The following is an 11,206-nucleotide window of genomic DNA, read 5'->3' on the forward strand; positions in this document are numbered from 1 at the left end:
GAACTCATGAGCCTGTCGCGGCGCGATGCCGACCTGGCGCTGCGCGCCACGACCGGCAAGCCGCCGGACCACCTGATCGGGCGCCTGCTGGGCCGCATGGACTTTGTGGTGTGCGCCGGCAAGGCCATGCCGGCCGCCCTGCGAAAACGCCCGCTCGCGCAGCAGGACTGGATTGCCCCCGACGAGGTCCTGCTGCAGCATCCGTCAGTGGTCTGGCGCCGCAAGGCCCTGCCCAAGGTCGTGCCGCGCCACCTGGTGGACTGCATCACCAGCGTGGTTGATGCGGTGCGTTCGGGCCTGGGCGTGGGTGCGGTGCCGGTCTTCATGCTGCCGCTGGAGCCGCAGCTCGTGCCTATCAGCGAGCCGCTGGAGGGCTGCGTTTCGGATTTATGGCTGCTGGCGCATCCGGAGTCCAGGCACCTGCGGCGGATAGCGGCGGTGTACGACCATTTCGCCACGCATATCCGGCCGTCGTGACGGGGCAGTGATGCTACGGCGGGCCATGAACCCGGCCGCCGAAGCGGATCAGATTAAGGCAGGCTGATGATCTCAACCCAGTTCGGGTTCTTGCCCAGTGGCAGCGAAGCTTGCTGCGTCAGGCGGCCGCTCGCAGGGTCGATGCGGTAGGCCGTCATGGCGTGAGACAACTGCCCCACGGCCAGCAGCCAGGTGCCGCTAGGGTCGATCTGGAAACCACGCGGCTGCTTCTCGGTGGGCTGGTGGCCAATCAGCTTCAGATCGCCGCTCGCGGCGTCCACCGACCACATGGCCAGCGTGTGGGAGTTGCGCTCGCTGGTGTAGAGGAAGCGGCCGTTCGGCGTCAGGTGCAGGTCGGCAGCCCACGGCTTGCCGGTGAAGCCGGCCGGCAGGGTGGGCAGGGTTTTCTGCAGGCTCAGGGTGCCGCGCTGCGCGTCGTAGGTCAGCACGTCAACGGTGGCGTCCAGTTCGTGCAGCAGGTAGGCATGGCGGCCATTCGGGTGAAACACCAGGTGGCGCGGGCCGGCGCCGGGGCGTGTGCCGAAAGCGGGCGGGTTGTTCGGCGTGAGCTTGCCTGTGGCTGCGTCAAAGCCGTATTGCAGGACCTGGTCGCTGCTCAGATTGGTGACGAAAAGGTTCTTGTTGGCCGCATCGATGACGGCCGCGTGTGCGTTCTTGCCGGTGGGCACCACGGTGACAGCTGCGCCCGCAACGCCGTCGGCGCCTATGGGGCTGACGCTCACCTTGTTGCCGCCGTACGAAGCGGCGAAGAGCCAGCGGCCCGTCCTGTCCGTCATCACGTAGGCCATGCTGTCGGGCAGCGGCGCCGTGCCGATGGGCTTGAGGCTGCCCGTGCTGCCGTCAATCGCAAAACTGGCGACGGTGAACGGTTCGGAACGCAGCGCGGCGTAAAGCATGCGCTTGTCGGGGCTGAGCGCCATGGGCATCACGGTGCCGCCGACGGCCAGCGTCTGGGTGACTTGCAGCGTGCCTTTGTCGTGGTCGAGCTTGACCACGCTGATCTCGCGGCTGTCGGCGTTGGAGACATAGGCAACGGAATTTCGGGTGGCGCAACCTTGCATAAGAGTGATCAGGCTAATCAGGAGGGTGGAAAAGAGGAGGCGGGAAGAAGCAGTTTTCATGGCCATTTCTGGTTAATTGGTCAGACATCGTACAACTTCGGGCGATTTTGCAGCCCGGATGTTTGCGCTGTCATGCGCGTTTACCCCAGTAACTGGCGGCATTTGCAGTCATCAGGTCTCTTGGCAAAACGCTTGACCGCAGTCACCAATTTGAATAAAGTTATTAACAAATAAGTTAATAAACGAATGACTGCATCTCTTGACAAGATATTTGAGGCACTGGCCTCGGGACCGCGACGGCAAATCCTCGCCTACCTTACCGAGAAGGAGCTCAGCACAACCGAGCTTGCTGAGCGCTTTTCCATGAGTACACCGGCCATTTCACGCCACCTGTCTGTTCTTGAAAATGCCGGCTTGGTCACCGGTGAACGCAGTGGTCAATTTGTGCTTTACAAGCTCAACGGCGATAGCCTGGTGAATAGCCTCACGGGTTATGCATTTGAGCTGTGTCCGGTAGCACGCCCCTTGAAGCGGGAACCCGCAGCTAAAACACAAAAAACCAAATAACACGGGAGGAATTTCATGCTGAATCTCACACAGGTGGTTGGAACATTTCCGTCTGTTCGGATTCCGTCGGAATCCGGCGGATTGGCCGTCGAGGTGTCTTTGATTGCCCAGATTGGCCATGGTGCGGGCAATCATTTGTTTGCCAGCGTCGCGTCCAGGCAACGACAGCACAGTGCGTTTGTCGATGAGCTGGATGAGCCTTCGGCCAAACTGGGTGGTACCAACTTTCCCAAAGGTGACGCCACGTCGCTGTATTCGTTTGTGGTGGGGCCCAAGGGGCATCCGTTTCATCGCCATGCGGGACACCGCATCTTTACGGCGGTGTCGGGTAGCGGCGGGGCCCAGTTGCGCTTTTCCAGCGCATCAGAACAACAAATTCAGGAAGATCCACAAAACTTCATACGTGCTCTCCGCTTTGTGAACATACCGCCGGACTGCATGTTCACCGTGCGCTTCGGCGGTGAAACCTGGCACCAGTTTTCTCCGCTCTCGCGCAACTCTTTGCACCCCGTGTTTTTTGCACTGTCTTGCCATACCAACGAGCTTGGCGGCAATTTGTCGGAAGCCTTGAAAGAAAAGGTACTGACCAACGAGGCCAGCATTCCGGCGTTGACAGAGTTGTTGCCCGACGAGGTGAAAGTATTGCTTCAGGCGAAAGATTTCAAGGTCGATGCCGTACCGACTACCACGTTGTCATTGGATGCCCCACCCGGAACATTCCATCGGGTGGTCTGCAATACCGTGCGAAGTGGTGCGGGGATGTTGCGAGGCTTATGGGGTTCGTGGAAAGGGGCATCGGGTTTTCTTTCCCATGGCGGGTCTTCCCGAAGCGTGAAGGAGCTCAGCAGTCCACCGACCGATTCATTGCTGCTTCAGCAACTCACTGAACTGAGCGTCCACCACGAAGACACCTTTCGCCTGCGCGTGACCGGTGCCAACTTCGCGCATACCAGTGCCACGAATCTGTTGGCTGCGGTTCTGGAAGGCTTTTTGCTCAACGCGCCCAGCGGTGTGTCCAATCTGATGGCGCTGCGCAACGTTCTTGTCAAACCTCTGGGCTTGCGCACATCACCATTGGGTTGCCCGGTTTCTTCACTGTTGTCGCCGGACACCAGCAACCTGTTCGCCAATCGCTATCCAGTACTCGGACAGAACACCAATGCCACCGATACTAAAGCGCAGGTCATTCTTGGTGCAAACGACAAGCACCTGTTATTCCGATCTTGTGTCAGCGTGGAAATCGTCGATAACCACCATGTTGACGTGATGCTGGGTACCCGGGTTCATTGCAAAAATTGGTTTGGCCGGTTTTACATGGCGGCCATTGACTACGTGCATCGTCACTATGTCACGCCCACGATGCTGCGGCTGGCGGTGGAGTATGCGATGGTTCAGGAGGACGACGTCAAGGTGCCTGCCAGGCTGGCAAGCGCATAGCGAACTGGGTCAACGAACGCGCACGGATAGATTAGGCGTCATCGCAGCTTCAGATCACCTCAGCCAGAAACGCCGACAGCAACTCAGCACACCGGGCCGCATGGCTGGTGATGAGGAAATGGCCGGCGCCGTCGACGGCAAAGTGGCGCGCGTTGGGCAGGCTGCCTTGCAGGGTGTCCGTGATGGCGACCATGGCCGGATTCGCCTCGCCGCCGCGTACCAGCAGGACAGGCATGGCCAGCGCGGCGCAGTCCTGCGCGTTCACCTCGAAGGCGAAGTCTGTGCGCCAGTCCAGCACGTTCACGGCAGCCGTTTCGCGGCAGTAGGTTTTGACGGCTTCGGGCATGGCAGCAAAAACACCGGGGCCGCCCCAGAAGTCGATGACGCGTGCGGGCGCATCGGGTTCGCCGCTGTTGACGGCGGCCTCAAAGGCCTGGCTCATCTGAAGCGCGTCGTCATGCAGCTTGCCGCCATCGAGTTCGCGGATCAGGGGCAGGGGGTTGGCCTCGAACAGGCTAAGGCTGGCAACGTCCACGCTGCGGGAAAGGGCTGCCGCCAGCGCCACGGTGCCGCCAAACGAATGCCCGACCAGATGGACGGGCTGGCCGATGTGGCGCGCCAGCGCCTGTACCACCTGCACTTCATGCGCGATGTCAAAGTCCTGCCGGGTGCGTGTGTCGATGGTGCCGCCGTAGCCGCTCAGGCTGCTGGTCACCAGCCGGTAGCCCGGGCTGAGGTGGCGCTGCACCTGGCGCCAGGCCGCCGTCGTGCTGTAGGAGCCGGGCAGGAAAAGAACGGCCGGGCCTTCGCCGGATTCGACGCAATCGATGTTTCGTTCTTCGGCCTTCAGCATGCGGGACTCCTGTTTTATGCGGGCCCAGTTTATAGGCTTGGCAGTGCGCTCGATTCCAGTGCAAAGCTAGTGCTTCTTCATCCAGCTGGCCATGGCCTCCAGCAGCTCCTCTCGAACCTGCCCATCGTTGCGGCCCGAGCGCACCAGCACATGGAAGGCATGGTCCGCAGCTTCGACGGTATGCAGAGTGGCGCGTTTTCCCAGGCCTGCCGTCGTCTGCGTGATGAGGTCCAGGTCCGCCAGGCCATCGCGCGTGCCCTGCAGGAACAGCATCGGCAGCTTGACGCTGGCCAAGTGCGCCGCGCGTTCGGTCGAGGGCTTGCCGGCCGGGTGAAGCGGAAAGCCCACCAGCACAATCCCCTGCACACCTGGGAGTGGTTCGGCCGCCTGTGCCTGCGTCGTCATGCGACCGCCGAAGGACTTGCCACCGGCAAACAACGGCACGCCGGGCAGCTGCCGCGACGCTTCCGCCACCGCGGCCCGAATGGCCGCGTGCGCCACGGCCGGCGAGTCCGGGCGTTTCGAGCCGCCCTCCATGTACGGAAAGTTGAAACGCAGCGTCGCGATGCCGCGCTCTGCAAGCCCTTGCGCGATGGCTGCCATGAAGGCGTGGTGCATGCCCGCGCCGGCACCGTGGGCGAAGACATAACAGGCCTCGGCGTTCGCCGGTGCCTGAAGCAGGCCGGATGTTGTGTCGCCTGAGGGGAGGGGAATGGTCAGGGATGAGGGGCGAGCGGGCATGAACGGAAGCCTGGCGGTTGGTAAGGGTTGAGCCTTTTGAGGCAACCCTCATTACAACAGCGTGGTGGCGCTCCGACTCATTTGACCTGCACCGCGCTACGGGGTTATAAATCGCCCACACAACAGGAGACCACCATGGGATTGATGAAACTTGCAGGCGCTGCGGCGCTGTCAACGGTTTTGTTCGGCTGCGCGATGCCCATGGGCGGTGGCTGGACCGCCCTGGTGGACGGGACAAGTGGCCTGGAAAACTTCAATCGGGTGGGTGTTGCCAATTGGTCGGGGACCGACGGCGCCATTCAGGCAAGTTCAGGTGGTGCCACGCCGGCTTACCTGGTGTCCAAACAGTCTTATACAGATTTCACGATGCGTGTGGAGTTCTGGGCCAGCGACGACGCCAACAGCGGTGTGTTTGTGCGCTGCGCCAACCCGGCCGAGATCACCGACGAGAACTGCTACGAAGCCAACATCTTCGATCAGCGGCCCGATCCAACCTATGGCACCGGTGCCATCGTGAAGGTGGCCAAGGTGTCACCCATGCCCAAGGCAGGCGGCAAATGGAACGTCTATGAAATCACCGCCAAAGGCCCGCGCTTGACGCTGGTGCTGAACGGCGTGAAAACGGTGGACGTGGAAGACCGCAAACTCACCAGCGGCCCTGTTGCGCTGCAGTGGGGGCGGGGGGTCATCAAGTTCCGCAAGGTGGATATTCGTCCGATCTAGTCTTTCCGCTAATCCCGCGATTGGTCACGCTCAGCTGGTCCAGGTCGCGCGTGTCGTCGTTGTCAATCGAGAACCAGGTCAGTTGCCGCAGGTTGCGGATGTCGCCGTTGCGTTCGGGGCCGGTCTGGCGCGCGGCTTCGGCTTCCTGCAGGGCCTGCGGGGAAAAGACGGGCAGCAGGCCGCGGGAGCGCATGGCTTCTACGGCGATTTGGTGGAGGTGGGTGGGGTCTTTGGTAATCGCCTCAATGAAAACAATGAGCGTGGAAGACCGCCCCTACCGGCGGCCTCGTCGCGCTGTAGCGGGGGCCCGGCACCATCAAATTCCGCAAGGTGGATATTCGACGATCTAGTAGTTTTCCCCACGCCCTTCGAAGGCTGGTGAGAGTGCAACTGACAGCTTCCAGGTGCAAGTGGTTGTCGGTGGGGTCGGGCACGGAAAAAGAGTGCCGATTGATTGACTTGGCTTTTGAGGTAATCCGCCATCAAGAGCCGCTATCTATAAAAGTCTGGATAGAAAACACTTACCGGATTACCAACGCTCTCCGGGTCATCAAGCGCCTTCCTGGCTTGATTCGCAATTTCTGCTCTATAAGTCTGAAGCTTTGGGACCAAGCTGTAGATATCGCTGGTATCAAAAACCAATGTGCGAGATTGATTTACGTCGAAGGGGAGTCTATCCGCCTTGCGGATGATTTGTACAACAGGTAATCGCAGAGCATGACGGAGCGCAACTTCGTAAAAAACGTTAGGGTTGAGATAGGAAAGATCCGCAATCGCCAGTCGCGATCTCTTTAAATACTCCAGCACTTGCGTGGTAATCATTCCAGGTTCACCAATCTGATCCGCACGTACGACTGTTAAGCCCAACTCCTCTAATGCTGGTTGGACGAGAGAGGACATGAATAAGTCGGAATGCTTTCGCTCAACGCTGTCTTCGGATCCGATGGGTGTTATATAGAAGCACACTTTTTGCCAGTCAGAAACTGTTGACAATTCGTCTGCAATTTTCTTGACGATCGGTGGGGTCGGCTGTGAGGCTGTCTTCCTGCTGATTGATGCGGTTCCATCGGTCTTAGGTAATTCCTCTAAGGCTTGCTCTATTGATACCAAAGTTTCTGCGCCGCCTATAGTGCGTAACAACCCCAAATCCTTGACGTTCACAATAAATGTGTCAACACATTCATCCAGATCTGGTACCGCTATGCTCGAATCGCGGAGGAAGTCTTTAATGATTTCCCGTTCAGGTAACCGTTTGCTTTTGTAGTGCTCATAAAGCAGCTTGAAGGGCGCAATTCCCTCGATTGCGAGTTCAAATGCCGCTTGATCACGATCGGCCTTCGGGAGTGTTGAATTGACTGCGACAGCTCCTTTTTCCGTCAACTCTATGAAATCTGCCGCATAAGACCCAGTTGTGATTCCATACTTTCCAGAGTTGGTGATCATCATCTTGGTCGAACTGCTAGTCGCTGATTTTGCGATTTTTTCCAGTAGGGTTAATCGCCGTACCCGCTCTCCAGCCGCGTGTGTCATAACAGCATTGCCAAGCACAAGAGCATCGGTGAACGAGGAAGCCGGGTATGGACGATTAGTTCTGGTACGGCCTTGATCCTCTACAGCAGCCTTCTTTTTGGGGATTGATTTCCTGAGTCCATTTTTTTTTTGTTGCCATGCGGCCTCCAGATGTTTTATAACAAAATTTTTATGCGCAATTCCCGCGTCGCGGACACCGTAGGCGTCTCACCGGTGACTCTATATCAACAATCTTGAAGCAAAGACTGTTTAGTTCTCCTGCAATTGTGCTCGCGCTAACAAGGGTTTTCAACAACTGTAGGCGAGTGACCGCCAATTGCTTAACGGGAACACTAGCTTGTTCCGACAAAAATAGCAGAGGGTCAGAGCAACGATCAAGATCTAAAAGGTGTTTGCACTCTGTTAGAAGCGGGTTATTAATTGGTTTGAAAAAACTTTACAGAAGTTGGCCTACCAGAAAGTTTGAGCGCAGGAGCGACCTCTGTCGTCTCCCCTAACAGAGTTCCCTTTTTCCAAACCTTCAACCGATTCGCCCGCAACCGAATCGCCTCCACCGCATCCCGCGCCTGCAGCAACACAAAGCTCGCATCACACCCAGGCTCAATCCCGTAGCCTTCCAGGTGCATCACCTTCGCAGCATTCACCGTCACCGCGTCAAAACACTGGCGAATGCCTTTCTGGCTCGTCATCTGCGCTACATGCAGGCCCATGTGCGCCACTTCCAGCATGTCGCCGCTGCCCATGCCGTACCAGGGGTCCATCACGCAGTCGTGACCGAAGGCGACGTTCACGCTGGCGGCCATCAGTTCGGGCACGCGGGTCATGCCGCGGCGTTTGGGGTAGGTATCGTGGCGGCCTTGTAATGTGATGTTGATCAGCGGGTTGGCAACGACGCTGACGCCTGATTCGGCAATCAGCGGCAGCAGCTTGCTCACGTAGTAGTTGTCCATGCTGTGCATCGACGTGCAGTGGCTGCCGTTGACGCGGCCCTGCAGGCCCAGGCGTTGCGCCTCAAAGGCCAGGGTTTCAATGTGGCGGCTCAGCGGGTCGTCGGACTCGTCGCAGTGCATGTCGACCAGCTTGCCCCGCTCGGCGGCGATTTCGCAGAGCAGCTTCACGCTGGCGGCGCCTTCGGCCATGGTGCGCTCGAAGTGGGGAATGCCGCCGACCACGTCCACGCCCTTGTCGAGCGCGCGCTTCAGATTCTCCACGCCGCCCTGGCTGCGCAGCACGCCGTCTTGCGGAAAGGCGACGAGTTGCAGATCTATATAGGGCGCAACCTGTTTCTTCACTTCCAGCAGCGCGTCCACGGCCAGCAGGCTGGCATCGCTGGTGTCCACATGGCTGCGAATGGCCAGCAGGCCCTTGGCCACGGCCCAGTCGCAGTAGGTGAGGGCGCGTTCAATCAGCGCGTCGGCGGTGAGCAGCGGCTTGAGTTCACCCCACAGCGCAATACCCTCCAGAAGCGTGCCGCTTTCGTTCACGCGCGGCAGGCCGTAGCTGAGCGTGGCGTCCATGTGGAAGTGCGGGTCCACAAAGTGCGGGCTGAGCAGGTAGCCGCCGGCGTCCACCGTCTCATGCGCCTGCGCGCCAGTGATCGGCCCTTCGGTGACCTCGGTGATCTTGCCGTTCTGCACGGCGATGGACATGCCGGTTCGGCCATCAGGCAGGGCGGCGTTGGTGATGAGAAGGTCGATCATTTTGTGGAGCCTTTCAGCTTCGATTCTGCTGGTTCCCGGAAAGGCTGTTTGCAGACCAGCGCGCGCGGGACAGGCGGTACACACAGCAGTGCCTTTCTGGGCTGTCGGCCGGGAAGGCAGGGTGGTCGAATTCGTCGGCAACACTTTCCTGCATGCCCAGGCGCTGCATGACGGCGCGCGAGCGCGTGTTGCGCAGCGTCGTGATCGCAATAATTTCTTCCAGGCCAAGCGACTCGAAGCCGGCCCGCAAGGCCAGGCGCGCTGCCTCGGTGGCCAGGCCCAAACCCCAGAATTGCGGTGCAAGCCGCCAGCCCACTTCCACGCAGGGGCCGAAGGGCAGTTCAGGGTCGGGAATGTTGAGGCCGGTGAAGCCCGCAAATTGTGGCGCTGGCGCCCCTTCAGCCAGGTAGTCCATGGCCCAGAAGCCCCAGCCGCGCTCGTTGATCTTGTGCATGGCCCGGCTCACCCACGCGTCGCTTTCTTCGCGGCCAAGTGTTGCCGGAAAGTGGCGCATGACGTCGGGGTCGGCCACCATGGCAGCAAACGGCGCGCGGTCGGTGTCTTTCCAGGGGCGCAACTGGAGGCGTGGGCTGGCCAGCAGCTCTGGTGCGATGACGTTGCCGGCTGTCCATTCAATGGCCTCGGTTTCCAGGCCGCCGCTCAGGGCGTCCAGCAAGACCTGGCGCTCTGCCTGTTTGCGTGCGGTCCTTTCGTCAAGGAAAGCCGGGTCGGCTTCCTTGTCCTGTGAGCGGCTGCGCATCAACGTTCTCCCTTTCGGTATGGCTTCATCAACGCCTGAGGATACGCCGCCTTGCGCGCCACCAGCACCAGCGCCAGGATGGACAGCACATAAGGCAGCATGAGGTATAGCTGGTAGGGCACGTTGGCGATGCCCGAGGTTTGCAGGCGCAGCTGCAGCGCGTCAAAAAAGGCAAACAGCAGCGCGCCCAGCAGCGCCTTGCCGGGCCGCCACGAGGCAAACACCACCAGCGCCACGCAGACCCAGCCGCGGCCGTTGACCATGTTGAAAAAGAAGGCGTTGAAGGCCGACAGCGTGAGGAAGGCGCCAGCCACGCCCATCAGCGCCGAGCCGGCGACGATGGCGGCCGTGCGCGTGGCGGCAACCGAGACGCCCTGGCCCTCGGCCGCCTGCGGGTTCTCGCCAACCATGCGGATCGCCAGGCCGGCCGGCGTGCGGTACAGCACCCAGCCAATGGCCGGCACCAGCAACAGCGCCAGCAGGGTCATGGGGGTTTGTGCGGCGAGCGCGGTGAGCCCGGTGCCTTCCAGCCAGGCCATGGGCGCAAACGGTGTGACGGTGGGCGGCGTGTCGACTTTCGGGAAACTCACCCGATAACCGTAATAGCTGAGCGAGGTCGCCAGCAAGGTGATGCCCAGCCCGGACACATGCTGCGACAGCGCCAGCCAGACGGTGAGGAAGGCGTGCAGCAGGCCGAACACCGCGCCGGTGAGCGCCGCGACGCCGACGCCGGCCCACAGCGGCAAACCCAGGTACACCGCCAGCCAGCCGCTGAAGGCGCCGGCGACCATGATGCCTTCGATGCCAAGGTTCAGCACCCCGGCGCGCTCGCACAGCAGCACGCCCAGGGTGCCAAGGATCAGCGGTGTGGCGATGCGCAGGACGGCTGTCCAGAAGGCGGGGGCGGAGAGGATGTCTAGCAGTTCCATCATGGCTGGCCCCATGATGTGGCTGGTCTGCTGGTGCAAGATGCTATTAAATAAGTAGCTGGTTGCGTCCGGCTGGTATGGGTTGGAGGTGTTTTTTGTTCTATGTTTTTTGATGAGGATGAACAATGGTCTGTGGTTTGTTCGCCCAGCAGGCCGGGGGTTGCCCGGCGGCAAGTAACTTTCTTTTGCGTCGCCAAAAGAAAGTCACCAAAGAAAAGGCAACCCGATGGTCTGGGTCCCCTGCGCTGCGCTTCGGGGCAACCTCCGGTGCTCGCCGAAAGTGGGGTCGAGCTCGAACTCGCTTCGCTCAGACAATCGCTCGCCCTGATCCGCTTTCGGCTGCGCTCCTCGGCCCAGCCCGACGGGTGGGGGAGCAAATACGGGTACGGGGAGGCGAGGACGCGCTT

General features: G+C 60.4%; 12 protein-coding genes. 4 read left to right on the plus strand and 8 right to left on the minus strand.

Translation table 11 applies throughout. The annotated features are described in order from the left end of the window. Window positions 1–477: LysR substrate-binding domain-containing protein (locus tag WA904_RS21265; RefSeq protein WP_425199118.1), on the plus strand; the 477-nt coding region annotated here is incomplete at its 5' end. 53 nt (window positions 478–530) lie between these two features. Here the strand turns inward: WA904_RS21265 and WA904_RS21270 are convergent. Continuing rightward, window positions 531–1,619, minus strand: a complete 1,089-nt coding sequence (locus tag WA904_RS21270; RefSeq protein ID WP_425199119.1) for a lactonase family protein — start codon at window positions 1,617–1,619, stop codon at window positions 531–533. Between the two features lie 186 nt (window positions 1,620–1,805). Between WA904_RS21270 and WA904_RS21275 the strand changes: the two genes are divergently transcribed. Together WA904_RS21275 and WA904_RS21280 are read left to right on the plus strand one after the other, a co-directional pair. Next, window positions 1,806–2,126: an ArsR/SmtB family transcription factor gene (locus WA904_RS21275; RefSeq protein WP_425199120.1), complete on the plus strand. Its 321-nt coding sequence runs from the start codon at window positions 1,806–1,808 to the stop codon at window positions 2,124–2,126. A gap of 15 nt (window positions 2,127–2,141) precedes the next feature. Then, the gene (locus WA904_RS21280; RefSeq protein WP_425199121.1) at window positions 2,142–3,563 is read left to right on the plus strand and encodes a DUF2867 domain-containing protein; all 1,422 of its coding nucleotides are present in this window, start codon (window positions 2,142–2,144) and stop codon (window positions 3,561–3,563) included. A gap of 49 nt (window positions 3,564–3,612) precedes the next feature. Here WA904_RS21280 and WA904_RS21285 read toward each other — a convergent pair whose 3' ends face one another. Both WA904_RS21285 and WA904_RS21290 read right to left on the minus strand, forming a co-directional pair. Beyond that, window positions 3,613–4,416, minus strand: coding sequence for an alpha/beta fold hydrolase (locus tag WA904_RS21285; RefSeq protein ID WP_425199122.1), 804 nt, complete (start codon window positions 4,414–4,416; stop codon window positions 3,613–3,615). 66 nt (window positions 4,417–4,482) lie between these two features. Beyond that, window positions 4,483–5,157: an alpha/beta family hydrolase gene (locus WA904_RS21290; RefSeq protein WP_425199123.1), complete on the minus strand. Its 675-nt coding sequence runs from the start codon at window positions 5,155–5,157 to the stop codon at window positions 4,483–4,485. A gap of 135 nt (window positions 5,158–5,292) precedes the next feature. On the opposite strand from WA904_RS21290, the gene WA904_RS21295 reads away from it, so the two are divergent. Then, entirely contained in the window at window positions 5,293–5,880 is a 588-nt protein-coding gene (locus WA904_RS21295) for a 3-keto-disaccharide hydrolase (protein ID WP_425199124.1), read from the plus strand. Here the strand turns inward: WA904_RS21295 and WA904_RS21300 are convergent. From WA904_RS21300 to WA904_RS21320, 5 genes are all read right to left on the minus strand, one after another. Next, window positions 5,846–6,073: a hypothetical protein gene (locus tag WA904_RS21300; protein WP_425199125.1), complete on the minus strand. Its 228-nt coding sequence runs from the start codon at window positions 6,071–6,073 to the stop codon at window positions 5,846–5,848. The two genes, WA904_RS21295 and WA904_RS21300, sit on opposite strands and share 35 nt — an antisense overlap. Window positions 6,074–6,372: 299 nt before the next feature. After that, the gene (locus tag WA904_RS21305; protein WP_425199126.1) at window positions 6,373–7,326 is read right to left on the minus strand and encodes a hypothetical protein; all 954 of its coding nucleotides are present in this window, start codon (window positions 7,324–7,326) and stop codon (window positions 6,373–6,375) included. A 500-nt stretch (window positions 7,327–7,826) separates the two neighbouring features. Further along, window positions 7,827–9,110, minus strand: coding sequence for an amidohydrolase family protein (locus WA904_RS21310; protein ID WP_425199127.1), 1,284 nt, complete (start codon window positions 9,108–9,110; stop codon window positions 7,827–7,829). Window positions 9,111–9,123: 13 nt separating this feature from the next. Next, on the minus strand, window positions 9,124–9,870 hold the full coding sequence (locus WA904_RS21315) for a GNAT family N-acetyltransferase (protein ID WP_425199128.1): 747 nt from the start codon (window positions 9,868–9,870) through the stop codon (window positions 9,124–9,126). Next, window positions 9,870–10,802 carry an ABC transporter permease gene (locus WA904_RS21320; protein WP_425199129.1) on the minus strand — a complete coding sequence of 311 codons (933 nt, stop codon included), beginning with the start codon at window positions 10,800–10,802 and terminating at the stop codon, window positions 9,870–9,872. The genes WA904_RS21315 and WA904_RS21320 overlap by 1 nt, the downstream gene beginning before the upstream one ends. Window positions 10,803–11,206 lie beyond the last annotated feature (404 nt).

Origin of the sequence: Polaromonas sp. (genome assembly GCF_049790275.1) — a bacterium.
Classification (GTDB): Bacteria; Pseudomonadota; Gammaproteobacteria; order Burkholderiales; family Burkholderiaceae_C; genus Polaromonas.

Excerpts from the sequence above, each read along its gene's own strand:
- WA904_RS21270 (WP_425199119.1), bottom strand. The coding sequence starts at position 1,619 with ATGAAAACTGCTTCTTCCCGCCTCCTCTTTTCCACCCTCCTGATTAGC.
- WA904_RS21275 (WP_425199120.1), top strand. The coding sequence starts at position 1,806 with ATGACTGCATCTCTTGACAAGATATTTGAGGCACTGGCCTCGGGACCG.
- WA904_RS21280 (WP_425199121.1), top strand. The coding sequence starts at position 2,142 with ATGCTGAATCTCACACAGGTGGTTGGAACATTTCCGTCTGTTCGGATT.
- WA904_RS21285 (WP_425199122.1), bottom strand. The coding sequence starts at position 4,416 with ATGCTGAAGGCCGAAGAACGAAACATCGATTGCGTCGAATCCGGCGAA.
- WA904_RS21290 (WP_425199123.1), bottom strand. The coding sequence starts at position 5,157 with ATGCCCGCTCGCCCCTCATCCCTGACCATTCCCCTCCCCTCAGGCGAC.
- WA904_RS21295 (WP_425199124.1), top strand. The coding sequence starts at position 5,293 with ATGGGATTGATGAAACTTGCAGGCGCTGCGGCGCTGTCAACGGTTTTG.
- WA904_RS21300 (WP_425199125.1), bottom strand. The coding sequence starts at position 6,073 with ATGCGCTCCCGCGGCCTGCTGCCCGTCTTTTCCCCGCAGGCCCTGCAG.
- WA904_RS21305 (WP_425199126.1), bottom strand. The coding sequence starts at position 7,326 with ATGATGATCACCAACTCTGGAAAGTATGGAATCACAACTGGGTCTTAT.
- WA904_RS21310 (WP_425199127.1), bottom strand. The coding sequence starts at position 9,110 with ATGATCGACCTTCTCATCACCAACGCCGCCCTGCCTGATGGCCGAACC.
- WA904_RS21315 (WP_425199128.1), bottom strand. The coding sequence starts at position 9,870 with ATGCGCAGCCGCTCACAGGACAAGGAAGCCGACCCGGCTTTCCTTGAC.
- WA904_RS21320 (WP_425199129.1), bottom strand. The coding sequence starts at position 10,802 with ATGATGGAACTGCTAGACATCCTCTCCGCCCCCGCCTTCTGGACAGCC.